Genomic DNA, 19,129 nt, shown 5'->3' with positions numbered 1-19,129 from the left:
TTATTCGCTTACCGGTTGAGAGGAGTGACGCGAAAAACGCAACCGCAGACGGTCAAAGAAAAGATAGACCACCGGCGTGGTGTAGAGCGTTAACAGCTGGCTCATCACCAGACCGCCGACGATGGTGATCCCCAGCGGCTGGCGCAGCTCAGAGCCATCGCCCCCGGAGAGCACCAGCGGCAGGGCGCCGAACAGCGCCGCCAGGGTGGTCATCATAATCGGCCGGAAACGCAGCAGGCAGGCCTGGAAAATCGCCTCTTCCGGCGCCAGATTGCCGGTGCGCTGCGCCTCAAGGGCAAAATCGACCATCATGATGGCGTTTTTCTTCACGATGCCAATTAATAACATGATCCCGATAAGGGCGATTAGGCTGAACGGGGCATCGAATATCTCCAGCGCCAGCAGGGCGCCCACTCCGGCGGAGGGCAGCGTCGAGAGGATGGTCAACGGATGCACATAGCTCTCATACAGCATCCCCAGCACGATATAGACCGTGGCGATGGCCGCGAGGATCAGGATCACCTGCGCGTTCATGGTCTGCTGAAAGACCTGAGCGGTACCGGCAAAGGAGCCGCGCACGCTCGACGGCACCCCGAGCTGGGTCATCGTGCGGTTAATGGCGTCGCTGGCTTCCGACAGCGAGCGGCCGGTGGGCAGGTTAAAGGAGATAGTGGACGCCGCCGACAGCCCCTGGTGGTTCACCGACAGCGGGGCGTTGGCCGGCTGCCATTTGGCGAAATAAGCCAGCGGGATCGGCTTGCCCTCGCTATTGATAACAAACATCTTGTCGAGGGCGCTGACGTCCTGGGTGTAGGCCGGATCCACCTCCATCACCACCTTGTACTGGTTGAGCTGCTGGTAGATGGTGGAGATTTGCCGCTGGCCGAAGGCGTTGTTCAGCAGGTTGTTGGCGTCCTGGACGCTGATGCCGAGGCGCGACATCGTGTCCCGGTCATAGACCAGGTCCATTTCGGCGCCATTGTCCTGCTGATCCGAGTTGACGTCCGCCAGCTCAGGCAGCGCCGCCAGCGCTTTGCGGATCTTCGGCTCCCACTCGCGCAGCGCCGACAGGTCGTCGGACAGCAGGGTGTACTGATAGCTGGCGTTCGACTGCCGGCCGCCGACGCGAATATCCTGCACCGCCATCAGGAACAGGTTGGCCCCGGGCTCGTTGGCCAGCTTTTTGCGCAGCCGGTCGATCACCTGCTGCGCCGTCTCGTGGCGCTGGCCCCGTGGCTTGAGGGTGATAAACATCATCCCGCTGTTGACCCGCGAGCCACCGGTAAAGCCGGTGACGTTATCCACCGCCGGATCTTCACGAATGATCTTCATAAAGTCCTGCAGCTTGCCGCGCATCGCCTGGAAGGAAATGCTCTGGTCGGCCTGAATGCCGCCCATCAGCACCCCGGTGTCCTGCTCCGGAAAGAAGGTTTTCGGGATCGAAATGTAGAGCCAGACGCTGAGGGCGATGGTGCCGAGCACCACCAGGCCGGTCAGCCGGCTGTGCCTGAGTACCCATTTTAACGATTTCCCATAGCCGCCCTGCACGGCCACCAGCAGGCGGCCAAAGCCGCGGTTGCGCGTCGGCTGGTGGGGCTTACCGCTTTTCAGCAGCCAGCCGCACATCATCGGCGTCAGGGTGAGGGACACCGCCAGCGAGATGCCGATCGCCACCGACAGGGTGACGGCGAACTCGCGCAGCAGGCGGCCGGGCAGGCCGCCCATCAGCAGCAGCGGCAGAAACACCGCCACCAGCGACAGGCTCATCGACAGCACGGTAAAGCCGACCTCGCGGCTCCCCTGCAGCGCCGCCTGCAGGGGTTTCATTCCCGCTTCCAGATGGCGGGAGATATTCTCCAGCACCACGATAGCGTCATCCACCACGAAGCCGGTGGCGATGGTCAGAGCCATCAGCGACAGGTTATTGAGGCTGAAGCCGCACAAATACATCGCGGCGAAGGTGCCGATTAAGGAAACCGGGACGGCGACGGCCGGGATCAGCGTGGCGCGCCCCGAGCGCAGGAACAGGAACACCACGAGGATCACCAGCGCCACCGAAATCACCAGCGTCTGCTCCACCTCCTCCAGCGAAGCACGGATGGTCGGCGAGCGGTCCTGGGCGATCTGCAGGTCGATAGCCGCCGGAATGGTCTGCTGCAGCTCCGGCAGGCGGGCGCGGATGCTGTCCACTGTCTGGATAATATTGGCTTCCGGCAGTTTGCGGATCATCAGCAGGATCGCCGGTTTGGCGTTGGTCATCCCGGCGTTGCGCACGTCCTGCACCGAATCCGAGACGGTGGCGACATCCCCCAGCCTCACTGCGGCGCCATTCTGGTAGTGGACGATCAGCGGCTGATAGTCGGCGGCGGTCTTCAGCTCATCGTTGGTCTGCACCTGCCAGCGGTGCGCGCTGTCCTCCAGCGCCCCCTGCGGTTTGCGCACGTTAGCGTCGCTGATGGCGGTGCGCACCGCGTCCAGCGACACGCCCTGGTTGAACAGCGCCTGCGGGTTGAGGTCGACGCGCACCGCCGGCAGGGAGCTGCCGCCGACGTCGACATCACCCACGCCGTCGATCTGCGCGATGGTCTGCGCCAGCTGGGTGGAGGCGAAATCATACAGCTCACCCTGGGAGTAGGTGTCCGAGGTCAGCGTCAGGATCATGATCGGCGCATCGGACGGGTTGGCTTTGCGGTAGGTCGGCCGGCTGGGCATCCCGCTCGGCAGCAGGCTTTGCGCGGCGTTGATCGCCGCCTGAACGTCGCGCGCCGCGCCGTTGATATCGCGGTCGAAGTTAAACTCAAGAATGATGCGCGTACTGCCCAGCGAACTGGAGGAGGTCATCTCATTGACCCCGGCTATCCGTCCCAGGGAGCGTTCCAGCGGGGTGGCCACCGACGAGGCCATGGTTTCCGGGGAGGCTCCCGGCAGCGAGGCGCTAACCATGATCACCGGGAAGTCCACCTGCGGCAGCGGGGCTACCGGCAGCAGCCGGAAGCCGAGAATGCCGCACAGGGTGATGGCCAGCGAGATGAGGATCGTCGCCACCGGGCGGTAAATGAAGAGGGCGAAAAACTTCACTTACGCCTCCTCTTCCTGACGCGGGAAGCGGCGCTTCAGGTGCAGCGACAGGCGGTCGAACAGCAGATAGATCACCGGGGTGGTGAACAGGGTCAGCACCTGGCTGAGCATCAGACCGCCGACCATGCCGATCCCCAGCGGACGCCGCAGCTCCGCGCCGACGCCGGTGCTCAGCATCAGCGGCAGGGCGCCGAGCAGGGCGGCGAGGGTCGTCATCAGGATCGGACGAAAACGCAGCAGGCAGGCCTGGTAGATCGCTTCCCGCGGCGGCATGCCCTGCTCGCGTTCGGCGGCCAGCGCGAAGTCGATCATCATGATGGCGTTCTTCTTCACGATGCCGATCAGCAGAATGATGCCGATGATGGCGATCACGTCCAGCTCGCTGCCCGCCAGCCACAGCGCCAGCAGCGCCCCGACCCCGGCGGTGGGCAGGGTGGAGAGGATCGTGATCGGATGGATAAAGCTTTCATACAGCACCCCCAGCACGATATACATCGCCACCACCGCGGCGACCACCAGCCAGACGGTGCTGCCGAGCGCCGACTGGAAGGCCAGCGAGCTACCCTGGAACTGGGTGCGGATATCGGTCGGGAAATCCAGCGACTGTTCGGCGGCGAGGATCGCGTCCACCGCTTCGCCCAGCGAATAGTTGTCCGGGACGTTAAACGAGATGGTGGTCACCGGGAACTGATCGAGGTGGTTTACCGACAGCGGGGTAAAGCGCTGCTCCACCGTGGCGATGGCGGTCAGCGGCACGATGCCGCCGTCGCTGCTGGTCAGGCGGATATTATCCAGCGCCGCCAGGCCCGGCGTCGCCTCGGTATCCTGCTCGAGCACCACGCGATACTGATTCGCCTGAGTGTAAATGGTGGAGATCAGCCGCTGGCCGAAGGCGTTGTACAGCGCGTTATCGACATCGGCCATTGAGATGCCGAGGCGGCTGGCGCTGTCGCGATCCACCTTGATATAGGCGGCCAGGCCTTTGTCCTGCCAGTCGCTGCTGACGTCGGCCAGCTGCGGCTGGGCCTGCAGGCGGCTGAGCAGCGGCGGCACCCAGGTGCTCAGCGCCTCGAGGGAGTTTGCCTGCAGGGTGAACTGGTACTGGGTGCGGCTCACCGTGGTGTCGATGGTCAGATCCTGGGTCGGCTGCAGGTAGAGCGCCACGCCCGGGACGCCGTCCACCGCCTGCTGCAGGCGGCTAATCACCGTCTGGACGCGGTCATCGCGTTCATCCAGCGGCTTGAGGTTGATCTGCAGACGGGCGCTGTTCAGCGCCGGGTTGGTGCCGTCGACGCCGACGAACGAGGTCAGGCTCTCCACGGCCGGATCCTTAAGGATAATGCTGGCCACCTGCCGCTGGCGCTCGGCCATGCTGGCGAAGGAGACCGACTGCGGCGCCTGGAGGGTGCCCTGGATAATGCCGTTATCCTGGATCGGGAAGAAGCCTTTCGGGATAAAGACCCACAGGATAATCGACAGCGCCAGGGTGCTCAGCGCGACGCCGAGCGTCAGCCACGGATGGTTCAGCACCCGGCTCAGCCAGCGGCCATAGACGGCGATCACCCGTTCGAAGAAACGCTCGCTGGCCCGGGAGAAACGGTTTTGCTTGCGCAGCGATTCGTGGCTTAACATGCGGGCGCACATCATCGGCGTCAGGGTCAGGGAGACCACCGCCGAGATAAGAATAGCGACGGCAAGGGTGACGGCGAATTCGCGGAACAGGCGGCCGACGATATCGCCCATAAACAGCAGCGGGATCAGCACCGCGATCAGCGAGAAGGTAAGGGAGATAATGGTGAAGCCGATTTCCCCGGCGCCTTTCAGCGCGGCGGCCAGCGGCTTCTCGCCTTTCTCGATATAGCGCGAGATGTTCTCGATCACCACGATGGCGTCATCCACCACAAAGCCGGTGGCGATGGTCAGGGCCATTAGCGTCAGGTTATTGATCGAGAAGTCGAGGAACACCATCACCGCGAAGGTGCCCACCAGCGACAGCGGCACCGCGACGCCGGGAATAATGGTCGCCGGGACGTTGCGCAGGAACAGATAGATGATCATCACCACCAGGGCGATGGCCAGCATCAGCTCAAACTGGGTGTCGCGCACCGAGGCGCGAATGTTGGTGGTCCGGTCGGAGAGGACCTGCACCTTCACCGATTTCGGCAGGCTCTCGGTGAGCTGCGGCAGCATCTGGCGAATGCTGTCGGCGGTGTCGATGATGTTGGCCCCCGGCTGACGCTGAACGTTCATCACGATGGCCCGCTGCTGGTTGGCCCACGCTCCGAGCCAGCTGTTTTCGGCCCCTTGTTCGACGCTGGCGACATCGCCGAGACGGATCGGCGCCCCGTTCTGATAAGCGATAATCAGCCGGCGATAATCCTCAGCGGACTGCATCTGATCGTTAGCGGAAAGCGTCACCGCGCGGGCCGGGCCGTCGAGGCTGCCTTTCGCGGAGTTAACGTTGGCGCTGGTGATAGCGGTACGCACGGTTTCGCTGGTCAGGCCGAGGGCGGCGATGGCCTGGGCGTTAAGCTTCACCCGCACCGCCGGGCGCTGACCGCCGGCGAGGGTCACCAGACCGACGCCGGAAACCTGGGAGATCTTCTGCGCCACCCGCGTCTCCACCATGTCCTCTACCTGGGTCATCGGGATCGCGGAGGAGGTGACGGCGAGAGTCATGATTGGCGGATCCGCCGGGTTCACCTTGCTGTACACCGGCGGGTTGGGCAGATCGCTCGGCAGCAGGTTGGTGGCGGCGTTAATGGCCGCCTGCACTTCCTGCTCGGCGACGTCCAGCGGCAGGGTCAGCTGGAACTGCAGCGTGACGACCGAGGCGCCGCCAGAGCTTTGCGACGACATCTGCTTAAGGCCGGACATCTGGCCGAACTGGCGCTCCAGCGGGGCGGTGATAGCGGAGGTCACCACGTCCGGGCTGGCGCCCGGATAGAGGGTAACCACCTGGATGGTCGGGTAATCGACCTCCGGCAGGGCGGAGACCGGCAGGAAGCGGTAGCCGATGATCCCGGCTAACAGGATCGCCACCATCAGCAAAGTGGTGGCGACCGGACGCATAATAAACAGCCGGGACGGGCCGCCGGTGCGGCCTGGGGGTAACACCTGCATCAGGAACGCGCTCCGTGTTTACCGCTCTGGCGCGGAGCGGGCTGCGCCTGCTCGCTGCCGCTGGCGGTGACAACTTCCACCTTCGCCCCCTCGGTCAAGCGGTCAATCCCGTCAGTGACCACGCGATCCCCGGCAGAAAGCCCGGCGCTGATGACCACTTTCTGGCTGTCCTGGATGCCGGGCGTCACGCTGTGTTTGCTGACCTTGTTCTCGTCGTTCAGCACCCACACAAAATGCCCTTCGTTGCCCATCTGCAGGGCGGCGGCGGGGATCACCACCGCGTTCTCTTCGGTATCCACCAGCAGGCGGGCGTTAACGAACTGGTTGGGGAACAGCGCGTCGTCCAGATTGCTGAAGCGCGCCTTCAGCTTGATGGTCCCGGTGGTGGCATCGATCTGGTTGTCGAGACTCAGCAGCTCGCCGACGCTGATTTTCTGTTTATTGGTGCGATCCCAGGCTTCGACGCTGAGCGCTTTGCCCGCTTTCTGCGCCTGCACCACCGTGGCGATGCTGTTTTCCGGCAGGGTGAAGACCACATCGATCGGGTGCGTCTGGGTGAGAACCACAATCCCGGTGGTGTCCCCGCTGGAGATCTGGTTGCCAATATCCACCTGCTTTAAGCCGACGCGGCCGTCAATCGGCGCGGTGATGCGGGTCCAGTCGAGCTGCAGCTGGGCGCTGGCGACGGCGGCTTCATCGGCCTTAACGGTGCCAGCGGATTCCACCACCAGCGACTGCTGGGTGTCGAGCTCCTGGCGGGAGACGAGGTTGGTTTTCACCAGCTGCTGGTAACGGGCGAGATCGCGGCGGGCGTTCGCCAGGGTGGCGTTATCTTTCGCCAGCTGACCCTGCGCCTGGGCGAGGGCGACTTTAAACTGGCTGGGGTCGATCTGCGCCAGCAGGTCGCCGGCTTTGACCTGCTGTCCCTCCTGGAAGTGAAGGCTCAGCAGCTGGCCGTCGACCCGGCTGCGCACGGTCACGGTATTGGCCGCCGTCACGGTACCCAGCCCGGTGAGATAGCGTGGCACCGCTTGTTCGGTCGCGGTCGCCGCCTGCACCGGCGCCAGCGCGCCGCCGAAACGGCCATGGCGCGCGCCGCCCGGCCCCTGCGGGCCTTGTCCCGCTGCGGGAGCGCTGCTGCCGCTCGTGCCACGATCGTGCCAGAACCAGTAGGCGGCTCCGGCGATAATCACTACCGCCAGCGCGGCGCCCCAACGACGTATGTTACTGCCTTTCATTAGTTTACGGTCTCATCCTGAAGCGTTTCGCTGAATGATACTAGTTTAGTGAGGGATGGGGCCGTAAAAATGGAGGAATTATGAAAAGAAGGTTGAGAAATGTCTGGATAACCGCCGCGACGCCGGGCGGTCTCGTTGGAGATTTCCGGGGTGATATCAACTTTTAGTTTAAAAAAGTAAAAAATAGTTGTATCCGGGAGGGCTTTAATTAGATTTATGCGGTGAATAAATCAGTGCATTTTCATAATAATAACATATGCACTTAAAAATCAACGTGTTAAATAATCAGGGGTCATTGTTGTGGCAAACGCAAACAAACTCACGCTCTTCATCGTCATTTTTATGCTGATGGGGATCCTCTCCGGCGCGGCTATCCATGCCTACGCGACGCCGACCACCATCTCCGCCTGGGCGGACAACATTACGCTGCTGACCGATCTGTTTCTGCGGTTGATCAAAATGGTCATCGCGCCGTTGGTGTTCAGCACCCTGACGGTCGGCATTATGCGTCTCGGTGAGACGGCGACCATTGGCCGGGTAGGCGGGAAGGCGATGGTGTGGTTCATCACCTCCTCGGTATTATCCATTCTCGTCGGGCTGGTGATCGTCACCTTCCAGCACCCGGGCGCCGGGTTAAACCTGGCGGTGCCGAAAGAGGCGGTGGATACCGGCCTGGCGGTCAGCGGCATGAGCCTGAAAGGATTCTTGTCGCACACCATCCCCACCAGCATCACCGAGGCGATGGCCAACAACGAGATCCTGCAGATTGTGGTGTTCTCGATGTTCTTTGGCATCGCCGGCGCGTCGCTGGGCGAGAAGTTTAATGCCCCGCTGGTGGCGGCCCTCAATGTGGTGTCGCACATTATGCTGAAGGTGACGGGCTATGTGATGTACGTTGCGCCGCTGGCTATCTTCGCCACCATTTCGTCGGTGATTGCCTCCCAGGGGCTGGGGATCCTGCTCAACTACGCTTCGTTCATCGGCGGTTACTACCTGGCGGTGCTGTTGACCAGCGCGGTGCTGATTGCCGTTGGTTATATGGTGCTGAAGAAAGAGGTCTTCCGTCTGCTGAACATGCTGAAGGACCCGGTGCTGGTCGCGTTTACCACCAGCAGCTCCGAAGCGGCCTATCCGAAGACCCTTGAGCGGCTGGTGAAGTTTGGCTGCTCGCGCAATATCGTCTCGTTCGTTCTGCCCATTGGCTACTCGTTCAACCTCGTGGGCTCGATGGTCTACTGCTCCTTCGCCGCGATGTTTATCGCTCAGGCCTATAACGTACCACTGAGCTTTAGCGAGATTACGGTCATGATGCTGACCCTGATGCTGGCCTCGAAAGGCATCGCCGGGGTGCCGCGCTCGGCGCTGGTGGTGCTGGCGGCCACGATCCCCAGCTTCAATATTCCGGTTGCCGGGATCCTGCTGCTGATGGGTATCGACCATTTCCTCGACATGGGGCGCTCCGCCATCAACGTGTTGGGTAACGGCATCGCCACCGCCATGCTGTCGAAAAACGAAGGTCTGCTGACCGACGAGGAAGCACAGCCGGACTGGGAAGCCGAGAAAGCGGAAGCCTGATCCTGCCGCGCCCTTTCACAAAGGGCGCCATTCCGCACGGAAAAAAAAGACCCCTGACAGGCACGTCAGGGGTAATGTGACGAAGTATCAGTTTTCCTCGTAACTAGTCTTTTTTCTTATATAAAAACGCGCGGTAACGTCTTTATACCGAGGAAGCGTCAGAGTTTAACGTTATGTTCGGCAGCGCTGGCGCTTTTTTAGCATCCTGCGGCTATTTTCGGATTCCAGACAATATCACTACGGGAATATCTTATTCTCTTCTGTTCGCTATTTGCCTACCAGCGCTCACGTAACAGATTCATAAACTGGAAAAAGTCGTGATTATTATTCAGGCTGTATTTTTCCATAATCTTATTCTTATGGTAAGCGGCGGTGCGGGGACTGACCCGCTGCAGGGCGGCGATTTTACTCATGTCCAGCCCTTCAAGAATACCGTGCACCACAGCGGTCTGCGACCGCGACAGGACACGATGCGGGCAGCTGGCGCAGCTCAGTTCCCGGCTCGTGGCGTCAGTGGCCGACGGGTCCATACAATGCTGTAGTTCGCTTTTAATGATCGCCAGCAGCTGTGGAATACTGGCCGTTTTCAGCGAGACAAAAATGACTCCTTTCAGGCAATTAATCATGAAATCGTCTTCCGGCAGCTGGTCGTAGCTGTGGAGGATAATCAGGGAGCTGCCTTTTTTTCTGTTTTTAATCAGGGTATTGCACAGATAGATTTCACTAGGGATCACTTCGCAAATAATAATGTCTTCGCCTGACAGGTCGTTATTGCGCCAGGAGAAACGGGCCCGCATATCGTCCCGGGAGAGATCATTAACCATGGCCACCAGCGATTCACGTACAAAGGTGTTGCGGGTATTGATGGTGACATTAATGTTTCTCATGGCGTTATTTCCTTATGCAAAACATAACGCCATGCTGTGACAAATCCTCCGGGCGTATGCGGTGTGTTGATTTTATAAACGTACCTGTAATCGTTTTTAATTATTATAAAGTGAATTATTTACGACGCGTCGAACGCTTATCGTTAAACGTAAACTTCTGCCGTCTCCTGTCTTTTAGATAGGAAATAAAACTGTATACAGAGATGCTGAAGAAAAATATGCATAGCAATAATATTAACCACGTTTGCATGGCCATCGTTTTTACCTTGTTTGTGCTGCATGGTGTCAGAATTTACCGCGAACGGCTATTACGTTTTGTTATATGTTTTCCTGTCCACTGAAAATCATACGACATCATCCTGATGTGCTAGCACTATAAGAAAGTTCTTAAGCGCGTCGTCAGTCTCATTCCTCTCATTTCTCTCAGAAAATGAGAAAAATTAACACTTGCGAGTTATTCACACCCCGCGCAGCGGCCAGATCGCGCTTTCGATCAGGAAATAAACGCCAGTCCTTTGCCAAAGATCGCTCGTACGGGCAGGTGGATCCCTTGCTGGCGCGCCTTATGGCGCAGGCGGCTAATCACCACGTCGATGCGGTGCAGGTCAGGCTCGCTGTCGTGGGAAAACAGACAGGCATGGAGGTCCAGCTTGCTGCACACCTCGTTGCGATTGCGCATTAACAGCTCCACCAGACGGTACTCCTGCTGGGTTAACTCCAGCGTCCGGGCATCGGGAGAAATCAGTTTATCCTCATGCAGACGCCACAGTCCGGTGGCGGCGGATGACGCGGTGCCGGGCGCCTCCGACGGAAGGGCGGCGGGTCGATCCTGCTGCAGGCGGGCGCCAAGGGCGGTGAGGGTCTCCGCAAGGTGGGCGAAGTTAACCGGCTTAATCAGGTAAGCATCGGCCCCAAGGCTGAGCGCCTGCAGTTTATCCTGCTGCTGGCCGCGGGCGCTGACCACCACCAGACCGTAATGCCCCAGCTCATGCAGGTAGCTCAGCACGCTGAAGCCATCTTCCCCGGGCAGGCCGATATCAATCAGCACGATGTCCACCGGATGGCTATGCAGTTGTCGCCAGAAGGCTTCGGCGCTGCGCGAGCCCCACACCTCGAAGCCGCGATAGCCCAGCCAGGCCAGCAGTTCATCCAGCAGATCGGCGTTATCTTCAATTATCGCCAGCCGTAAAGCCATACGTCGTTCTCCTCTTAAGCAACCGTGGGGAGGGTGAGAATGAAGGTGCAGCCGTCCGGGCCATGCTCGGCCAGCCACAGTTTGCCATCATGAGCCTGCACGATCTGACGCGCAACATACAGTCCGAGACCGGTGCCGCCCGGCACCGGCGACGTGTGCTCGCCGCGGCGGTAGCGCTCAAAGATCAGTTCCGCTTGCCCGTCGGGCAGGCCCGGGCCGTGGTCGCGAATGCGCAGCTCGGTATGCCCGGCTTCGGAGCGGATATCGATGGCGATTTCACCGGGGGGCGAATACTTCACCGCGTTATCCAGCAGATTGGCGATGGCGATGCACAGCAGGCCGGCATCGGCCTGCAGCTGCGGGCTTTCCACCGCGCCGTGATGGCGGATGTTCAGGTAATGGTCGTGGGAGATGGCCACCACCGAGGCGGCCATGTTGATCACCGACAGCAGGGCGGTCTGCTGGCGATCGACGTGCAGGTCGTGTGAGGCGAGCCGGGCGTCGGCAAGGCAGTTATCGGTGAGCTGCACCAGACGGGTGGCGGCGCGCCCGATGCGATCGAAGCGCGCCTCCTGGCTGGCCGAGGCGGCCGAGAGGCGGAGATTTTCCAGCGCTGCCTGGATCACCGCCAGCGGCGTGCGGAATTCGTGCGCTACCATGCCCATAAACTGTCGCTGATGGAAGCTGGCTTCACGCTCAATCTGCAGCTCACGCGCCAGGCGCTGCTTCTGCTCCAGCTGGCGGTTTTCAGCGCGCACCCGCAGGATGGCAATGATCAGCACCGTAATGATGTGGACGATCAGCGCATACTGCCAGAGGGAATAGATCTCCATATGGAACGGGATTATCCCGTGGATAGACAACTGCACCAGCACCGCGGCGGCGACGTAGAACGGCGGCAGCAGACCCAGCAGCAGAGTGTTACGGTCGATGGCTTTTTTGCGCCACAGCCACCAGGAGGTGAACAGCAGCACCGGGGTGATAATGATGAAGATCACCCCTTCAATCTGCATCGCGAAGCCGTAAAACCCGAGCGGAATACTGACCTGCAGCACCAGGTTGAGGACCACCGCGGCGATCAGTAGTTGATGAAGCCGCGGCATATTCTTCTTCAAATCAAAAATCTCGCTGTGCAGCCAGAGGGCGGTGGCATAGCTGAACAGGGAGAGGCTGCTGATCATAAAGTCCTGGAACGGCAGCGCCGCGTGGCCGAAAAACCACTCCGGGAAGCCGTGCAGGGCGGCCACCAGCGGATAATTGAGCGAGAAAAGACAGATGCCCCACAGCAGACGCCGGCGCAGGGCTAGCGCCAGCCACAGCGCCACGCCGCTGGCGACGGCGGCCAGGCCGAAGTAGAAGCTCCAGAAAGCGGTGTCGGCGGTCGCCCGCTGCACAAATTCCTGCGGCGAAGAGAGCGAGGCCAGCAGGATCAGGGTGCTGGTGCTGTGCAGGCGAAAGACCACCTCATAGCCAGCGGCGGTTGGCGGCGGGGGGATAATCAGCACGCTTTCCCGGTAGTGCAGGTCGCTCTCGCGGGCGACGTCGCGGTCGCCAAAGGTGCGCTGTTCCCAGGGGGCATCGCTGCCCAGAGGCCGGTAGTAAATGGTCAGATGGTCGACAAAAGAGGGGCCCAGCTGCAGCCAGCGCGGCTCCCCGGCAAACCACGTTCCCGGCAGCTCGCTGCGCAGCCACCAGGTTTTTCGCGAATAACCAAAGGAGGGGATCTGCCGGGTGGTGGCGAGCTGGTCTGTGGGCAGGGCGGCGAAGCGATCGATGGTCATCTGGCCGCTGGCGTCCGCGTACCACTGGACCGGAATATCAATGCCCACCTGGCTCGTCACCGCCTGCGCCTGCGGGGCGACCAGCAGCAAGAGTAATCCACAGCTGAGCAGCCAGCCTGCCAGGAACCGCGGCCGGCAACGCCGGACCGCTGCGAAGATCGCAGACACCCTTTTCAATCACGCCCCCTTGCGGCATGCCAACGATACAGACCGCAGACATCTGGCTACGGTATGGATAATACGCCCCCGGAAGTGGGGAAGAGTGGACAGGCCTGTCCGGACGAACAGGCCATTTTGCGTGGGAGACCAGGAATATTCCAGCGTAATCTGCATCGGCAGGATCAGGACAGACCTGCTGCGCGGCGGCGGTGGGCTGGGGTTAGCGGAAAACCACCTGCGCCCAGCGGGCCAGCCCGGCGGTTACCGAGCCAAAATCATCGCCACCGGCCAGCGGAATACCCGGCAGCTGGGCGGTCAGCCCCTTTTTGATCAGCGGCGAGCGGGCGCTGCCGCCGGTAAGATAGATCACATCCGGGGTGGTCTGGCTGCTGTCGAGCGCGAGCTGCACCTGTTCCATAATGCGGGTCAACGGTTGATCCAGCGCGGCTTCCAGACCCTGCTGGGCGATGGCGGTGGCCAGCTCGTCCTGAATAAACGGCAGCGCGGTTTCGACGCTGGCGGCGCTGGAGAGGGCGATTTTGCTCTCTTCGGCGCTGCGCACCAGACGATAGCTGAGACGCTGGCGCCAGACCTTCAGCAGCAGAGCCACCTTGTCGGCATCCCGGGCGCTGCGCAGCAGATCGTTAAGCAGACGGCCGTTGGCGGTGCTGTAGAAATCGGTTTGCGCCGGCACATCGTTGATCGCCACGGCGTTCCACCACGGCAGCACCGGTAAGGCGATCCCTTTTTCAGTTTCGCCACCCATCCCCAGCAGCGGCATCAGGCATTTAAAGGCCAGCGCGATGTCGAGATCGTTCCCGCCGACGCGGCAGCCGCTGTGGCCGAGTAAACTTTGCTGACGATCGGCTTTCTGCCGCCACTGCGGCCCCATCAGCAGCAGCGAACAGTCTGTGGTGCCGCCGCCGATATCGACGACCAGTACGCGTTTTTCTTCGCTGAGCGTCGCTTCGAAATCCAGCCCGGCGGCAACCGGTTCAAACTGGAAAACGACGTCACGGAAACCGGCGCGCTTCGCCGCGCGCTCGAGGATCCCCTGCGCCTGGGCATTGGCGTCATCGCCGCCCAGCCCCTGGAAGTTGATCGGCCGGCCAATTACCGCCTGGTCAATCGTCTCCGGAAGCTGGGTCTGCGCCTGCTGTTTAATATGCAGCATCATGGCGCATACCAGGTCTTCAAACAGCGCAACCTGCTGCGGCTTCAGGCCGCTGGCGCCGAGGAACGATTTCGGGGATTTAACGAAGTACACTTCTTCCGGATCGTCGACATATTGATGCAGCGAGGCCAGACCGAACTGGACGCTGTTGCCGAGGACGTCGATGTCTTCATCGCGGTTATAGTTGATGGCGCGACGCAGCAGCGCCTGGTTTTCAGCGCCGTTGGTCGGCACGTCATGATGGCGATAGAGCCATTCGCTGACCGCTTCGCGGGTCGGCGCCGACAGCATTGATGGCAGCAGCTTGCTGCCGTTTTCCAGCGTTAACAATTGCGGAAGGTTATCGCGCATTACGGCAACCGAACAGTTGGCGGTTCCGTAGTCAAAACCAATAAACATGACCTGAAAAATCCCCATGCCAGTGAAGAAGGGGGGCGACTTTAGCGGATTGCCGCCACGGCGACAACTGGAATTTAAAAGCAAGGTATGTCGGACGTGGAGCGTCTATCATTGAGGCAATTAAAGAAGGAGAAATGATGACGCTGTTACCCTGGCACGCCCCCTACGACCCGGAATGGATATTCGGTTTTCTACGCGCCCGTGCGGTGGCGGGTATTGAAACGTTCAGCGCGGGGCGTTACACCCGCAGCTTTTCCCTCGCGGGCCATCGCGGCCTGATCGTGGTTGAGCCCGATATGACGGCGCAGGGATTACGCGTAACCCTATCTGACGGCCTGCAGCCGGTGGCCGATGCATGCCACGACCGGGTTGCGCGCTTGTTTGATTTAGCCTGTGACCCGCATCGGGTGGCCCAGACGCTGGGCGTGCTGGCCAGTGCGCGTCCTGGGCTGCGCATGCCGGGATCGCTTGATGCCTTTGAACAAGGAGTGCGCGCGGTGCTGGGGCAGCTGGTGAGCGTGGCGATGGCGGCGAAGCTGACGGCAAAAGTGGCGGCGGCTTACGGGGAAACGCTGGCGGAGGCGCCGGAATACAGGCTCTTTCCTGAACCACAAAGCCTAGCGCGAGCGGATCCGTTAGCGCCTAAAGCGCTGGGGATGTCGCTGCGGCGCGCCGAGGCCCTGATCCATCTGGCGCAGGCGGTGATTGACGGTCAGCTGCCGCTGGTGGCGCCGGACGACATTGAGGCCGGGATGAAACAGCTGCAAACGCTGCCCGGTATCGGCCGCTGGACCGCCAGCTATTTTGCCCTGCGCGGCTGGCAGGCGAAGGACATTTTTCTGCCGGATGATTACCTGATTAAGCAGCGGTTTAGCGGTATGACCCCGGCGCGCATTGCCCGTTACGCCAGCCGCTGGCAGCCGTGGCGTTCCTATGCGTTGTTGCATATCTGGTATAGCGAAGGATGGGCGCCGACTGAGGAATAGCCATGCAGGGTGCATATCACTGGTATCGACGCGCTGAAATCCCTATAATTGCCGCGTTTGACGGTCAAACGTCACCCTTCCAATACATGAAATTATTCGAGATGCGCCTCAAAACTCGTTAGCGTTTTGAACAAACCCCACAGGGGCGAGGCTGCAAGCCGAGTCACGCGGCGGCAGCTCGAAGGGTTATGTGTATATACATCCAGGTTAATCAGGTCGCAAAAAAGTTATGACTGATACGTCTCATCAGTGCGTCATTATAGGTATCGCCGGCGCATCGGCTTCGGGAAAAAGTCTTATCGCCAGCACGCTGTATCGCGAATTGCGTGAACAGGTTGGTGATGAACATATTGGCGTTATTCCGGAAGACAGCTACTACAAAGATCAAAGTCATTTGTCGATGGAAGAGCGTGTTAAAACGAACTATGACCATCCCAGCTCGATGGATCACAGTTTACTGTTTCAACATTTGCAGATGTTGAAAAGCGGCCAGCCGATTGAATTACCGGTTTACAGCTACGTTGAACATACGCGTATGCCGGAAACGATCCACATTGAACCCAAGAAAGTGATCATCCTCGAAGGGATTTTATTGCTGACGGATGTTCGCCTGCGCAATGAGCTGAGCTTCTCGATCTTCGTTGATACGCCGCTGGATATCTGCCTGATGCGCCGCATCAAGCGCGATGTGAATGAACGCGGGCGCTCGATGGACTCGGTGATGGCGCAATATCAGAAAACGGTTCGTCCGATGTTCCTGCAGTTTATTGACCCTTCCAAGCAGTATGCCGACATTATTGTGCCTCGCGGCGGTAAAAACCGCATCGCGATTGATATTCTGAAGGCAAAAATCAGCCAGTTCTTTGAATAACACAGACGAATTGTGTAACGTGCAAAGAGAACCCAAATTGCCCTTAGCCCCGGAAGGTGTAGGGGCGCGATGCCATAAAGGAGAGAGCTCATGCGTCTGTGCGACCGAGATATAGAAGCCTGGTTGGATGAGGGGCGGCTATCTATCAGCCCGCGCCCGCCCATTGAACGTATTAACGGCGCGACCGTAGACGTTCGGCTGGGGAATAAATTCCGCACGTTTCGCGGCCACACGGCGCCCTTTATCGATCTGAGCGGGCCAAAAGCGGAAGTGACCGCGGCGCTGGATCGGGTGATGAGCGAAGAGATCGTGCTGCCGGAAGGCGAAGCCTTCTATCTGCATCCGGGAGAGCTGGCGCTGGCGGTGACCTATGAGTCGGTGACGCTACCGGCCGATCTGGTTGGCTGGCTGGACGGACGCTCCTCTCTGGCGCGTCTGGGGCTGATGGTGCACGTCACTGCTCACCGTATCGATCCCGGCTGGTCTGGCTGCATCGTGCTCGAGTTCTTTAACTCCGGCAAGCTGCCGCTGGCGCTGCGTCCGGGGATGCCGATCGGCGCATTGAGTTTTGAACCGCTGTCAGGCCCTGCGGCACGGCCCTATAACCGCCGTGAAGACGCCAAATATCGCGACCAGCAGGGCGCGGTGGCGAGCCGAATCGACAAGGATTGATAACGTAAGCGGTGTACTGAGGGTGCCATGAGACGAATTCTGACGACGCTGATGATCTTGCTGGCGGTGGTTGTCGCCGGGCTGACCGCGTTGGTATTGCTGGTCAATCCCAACGATTTTCGTGCCTATATGGTGCATAAGGTGGCGGAACGTAGCGGTTATCAGCTCGAACTCGATGGCCCGCTGCGCTGGCACGTCTGGCCGCAGCTGAGTATTCTTTCCGGCCGCATGACGCTGACGGCGCCGGGGGCGGCTGAACCGGTGGTGCGCGCGGACAATATGCGTCTCGATGTCGCCCTTATGCCGCTGATTTCCCATCAGCTGCAGGTCAAACAGGTGATGCTCAAGGGCGCGGTCATTCAGCTGACGCCGAAGACCGAGGCCGTTCGCGGCCAGGATGCGCCGGTGGTTCCTCATGATAATCCGCTGCCGCTGGTGGCGGAAGACAGCGGCTGGTCCTACGACGTGCGGCAGCTGCAGGTGGTGGACAGCGTCCTCTTTTTCCAGCATGAAGATGGCGAACAGGTGACCGTGCGCGATATTCGTCTGCAGATGGATCAAGATGAACATCATCACGCGACCCTCGACTTTGCCGGGCGAATCAACCGCGAACAGCGCGATCTGGCGCTCTCTTTCACCGCTGAGGTTCAGGGCGGTGACTATCCGCATTCTCTGAAGGCTGACATCTCCCGGCTCGACTGGCAGCTGCGCGGCGCCGAGCTGCCGGCTAACGGGGTGAGCGGGCAGGGCAGTATGCAGGCGAACTGGCAGGAGGACGAGAAAAAGCTAAGCTTCGATAACCTCAATCTGACGGCGAACGGCAGCACGATTGCCGGCAACGCCAGCGTGATTTTAGGCGACCGGGCCGACTGGAATCTCAATCTTCACGCCACGACTCTTGACCTCGACAGTCTGCTGACGCACGGTTCACCGGCGACGGACTCTGGCGCCAGCCAGCCGAGGCAGCTGCGCCCGGTGATTGCCGACAGCGATATTCAGGAAGATTACGACAGCCTGCGCGGCTTTACCGCCCATATGGCGCTGACGGCCGACCAGCTTCAGTGGCGTGGGATGACCTTTACTCAGGTGAAAAGCGACATCAGTAATCAGCTCGGACTGCTGACCATCAACCAGCTTCAGGGCGAACTGGATGGCGGCCTGATATCGTTGCCCGGCACCCTCGACGCGCGGGGAGAGACCTCGCAAGCCTCTTTCCAGCCCAAACTGGATAACGTTGAGATTGCCACCATCCTGAAAGCCTTTAACTATTCGCTCAATCTGACCGGTAAGCTCTCTTTAAGCGGAGATTTCTCCGGCGAAAGAATTGATGCCGACGATTTCCGTCGTCGCTGGCAAGGGGATGCGCAGATACAGATGGCGAATACCCGCACCGAAGGGCTTAACTTCCAGCAGCTCGTGCAGCAGGCCGTTGAGCGCAGCACCAATGTGCAGGCGCAGGAAAATTACGACAACGCGACCCGCCTCGATGCCATGAGCAGCGAGCTGCAGCTGGCGCAGGGACAGGTCACCTTGCATAGCCTGCAGGGGCAATCAGAGATGATGGCGCTGACCGGGCAGGGCGACCTGAATTTGCTGAAAGAAGAGTGCGATATGCGCTTTAACGTGCGCGTGCTGGGCGGCTGGAAAGGCGAAAGCAAGCTTATCGACAAGCTCAAACAGACCGCGATTCCGCTGCGTATCTACGGGAAATGGCAGGCGCTGAGCTACAGTCTGCAGGTTGACCAGGTACTGCGTAAACAGCTGCAGGATGAAGCTAAACAGCGGCTTAATGACTGGATTGAACGTAATAAAAACAGCCAGGACGGGAAAGAAGTGAAGAAGTTGCTTGAGAAACACTAACCGGGATTGACCGGTGGAGCGACTTTACCGGCCCGGATAGCGGCGCTAATGCCTTATCCGGGCTACCTGAGCGGACTCTCCCTGTAGCCCCGGTAAGCGCAGCGCCAGCGGGGAAGCAGACAGATGCAGGT

At 60.3% G+C, this 19,129-nt stretch carries 13 protein-coding genes; 5 read left to right on the top strand and 8 right to left on the bottom strand.

The genetic code is table 11. The features are described from left to right. From mdtC to A1WC_RS08540, 3 genes are read right to left on the bottom strand one after another with little or no spacing between them, the layout of a single operon-like run. Nucleotides 1-3,078: a multidrug efflux RND transporter permease subunit MdtC gene (mdtC, locus tag A1WC_RS08530; RefSeq protein ID WP_016161503.1), complete on the bottom strand. Its 3,078-nt coding sequence runs from the start codon at nt 3,076-3,078 to the stop codon at nt 1-3. Then, complete coding sequence (locus A1WC_RS08535; protein WP_012541066.1) at nt 3,079-6,201, bottom strand: MdtB/MuxB family multidrug efflux RND transporter permease subunit; 3,123 nt, start codon at nt 6,199-6,201, stop codon at nt 3,079-3,081. Next, nucleotides 6,201-7,439 carry an MdtA/MuxA family multidrug efflux RND transporter periplasmic adaptor subunit gene (locus A1WC_RS08540; RefSeq protein WP_012541067.1) on the bottom strand — a complete coding sequence of 413 codons (1,239 nt, stop codon included), beginning with the start codon at nt 7,437-7,439 and terminating at the stop codon, nt 6,201-6,203. Before A1WC_RS08540 ends, A1WC_RS08535 begins: the two co-directional genes overlap by 1 nt. A 300-nt stretch (nt 7,440-7,739) precedes the next feature. Here A1WC_RS08540 and A1WC_RS08545 point away from each other — a divergent pair, with 300 nt between their 5' ends. Then, nucleotides 7,740-9,014, top strand: a complete 1,275-nt coding sequence (locus A1WC_RS08545; protein ID WP_016161502.1) for a dicarboxylate/amino acid:cation symporter — start codon at nt 7,740-7,742, stop codon at nt 9,012-9,014. Nucleotides 9,015-9,289: 275 nt separating this feature from the next. On the opposite strand, the gene A1WC_RS08550 is transcribed toward A1WC_RS08545, so the two are convergent. The 5 genes from A1WC_RS08550 to yegD form a co-directional block, all read right to left on the bottom strand. After that, complete coding sequence (locus A1WC_RS08550) at nt 9,290-9,901, bottom strand: helix-turn-helix transcriptional regulator (protein ID WP_016161501.1); 612 nt, start codon at nt 9,899-9,901, stop codon at nt 9,290-9,292. 115 nt (nt 9,902-10,016) lie between these two features. Then, a complete protein-coding gene (locus A1WC_RS27570) occupies nt 10,017-10,157 on the bottom strand; it encodes a small membrane protein (RefSeq protein WP_046621842.1) in 141 nt (46 codons plus the stop codon). A 237-nt stretch (nt 10,158-10,394) separates the two neighbouring features. Further along, the gene (locus A1WC_RS08555) at nt 10,395-11,096 is read right to left on the bottom strand and encodes a response regulator transcription factor (RefSeq protein ID WP_012541069.1); all 702 of its coding nucleotides are present in this window, start codon (nt 11,094-11,096) and stop codon (nt 10,395-10,397) included. Between the two features lie 14 nt (nt 11,097-11,110). Next, nucleotides 11,111-12,967, bottom strand: coding sequence for a sensor histidine kinase (locus A1WC_RS08560; RefSeq protein WP_016161500.1), 1,857 nt, complete (start codon nt 12,965-12,967; stop codon nt 11,111-11,113). A gap of 289 nt (nt 12,968-13,256) precedes the next feature. Next, on the bottom strand, nt 13,257-14,609 hold the full coding sequence (gene yegD / locus A1WC_RS08565) for a molecular chaperone (protein WP_016161499.1): 1,353 nt from the start codon (nt 14,607-14,609) through the stop codon (nt 13,257-13,259). Nucleotides 14,610-14,746: 137 nt separating this feature from the next. On the opposite strand from yegD, the gene alkA reads away from it, so the two are divergent. From alkA to asmA, 4 genes are all read left to right on the top strand, one after another. Then, entirely contained in the window at nt 14,747-15,595 is an 849-nt protein-coding gene (alkA, locus tag A1WC_RS08570) for a DNA-3-methyladenine glycosylase 2 (RefSeq protein ID WP_016161498.1), read from the top strand. A gap of 229 nt (nt 15,596-15,824) precedes the next feature. After that, nucleotides 15,825-16,466, top strand: coding sequence for a uridine kinase (udk, locus tag A1WC_RS08575; protein WP_004864593.1), 642 nt, complete (start codon nt 15,825-15,827; stop codon nt 16,464-16,466). Nucleotides 16,467-16,556: 90 nt separating this feature from the next. After that, entirely contained in the window at nt 16,557-17,138 is a 582-nt protein-coding gene (gene dcd / locus A1WC_RS08580) for a dCTP deaminase (protein ID WP_004864592.1), read from the top strand. 27 nt (nt 17,139-17,165) lie between these two features. Then, nucleotides 17,166-18,998, top strand: coding sequence for an outer membrane assembly protein AsmA (asmA, locus tag A1WC_RS08585; RefSeq protein ID WP_016161497.1), 1,833 nt, complete (start codon nt 17,166-17,168; stop codon nt 18,996-18,998). The last annotated feature ends 131 nt before the right edge of the window (nt 18,999-19,129 follow it).

Source organism: Klebsiella sp. KTE92 (assembly GCF_000398905.1).
GTDB classification, from domain to species: domain Bacteria; phylum Pseudomonadota; class Gammaproteobacteria; order Enterobacterales; family Enterobacteriaceae; genus Klebsiella; species Klebsiella variicola.
Note: the sequence above shows the minus strand (reverse complement) of the source record. Positions and strands in the feature narration are given on the sequence as shown.

Excerpts from the sequence above, each read along its gene's own strand:
- A1WC_RS08535 (WP_012541066.1), bottom strand. The coding sequence starts at position 6,201 with ATGCAGGTGTTACCCCCAGGCCGCACCGGCGGCCCGTCCCGGCTGTTT.
- A1WC_RS08540 (WP_012541067.1), bottom strand. The coding sequence starts at position 7,439 with ATGAAAGGCAGTAACATACGTCGTTGGGGCGCCGCGCTGGCGGTAGTG.
- A1WC_RS08550 (WP_016161501.1), bottom strand. The coding sequence starts at position 9,901 with ATGAGAAACATTAATGTCACCATCAATACCCGCAACACCTTTGTACGT.
- A1WC_RS27570 (WP_046621842.1), bottom strand. The coding sequence starts at position 10,157 with ATGGCCATGCAAACGTGGTTAATATTATTGCTATGCATATTTTTCTTC.
- A1WC_RS08555 (WP_012541069.1), bottom strand. The coding sequence starts at position 11,096 with ATGGCTTTACGGCTGGCGATAATTGAAGATAACGCCGATCTGCTGGAT.
- yegD (WP_016161499.1), bottom strand. The coding sequence starts at position 14,609 with ATGTTTATTGGTTTTGACTACGGAACCGCCAACTGTTCGGTTGCCGTA.
- alkA (WP_016161498.1), top strand. The coding sequence starts at position 14,747 with ATGACGCTGTTACCCTGGCACGCCCCCTACGACCCGGAATGGATATTC.
- udk (WP_004864593.1), top strand. The coding sequence starts at position 15,825 with ATGACTGATACGTCTCATCAGTGCGTCATTATAGGTATCGCCGGCGCA.
- dcd (WP_004864592.1), top strand. The coding sequence starts at position 16,557 with ATGCGTCTGTGCGACCGAGATATAGAAGCCTGGTTGGATGAGGGGCGG.
- asmA (WP_016161497.1), top strand. The coding sequence starts at position 17,166 with ATGAGACGAATTCTGACGACGCTGATGATCTTGCTGGCGGTGGTTGTC.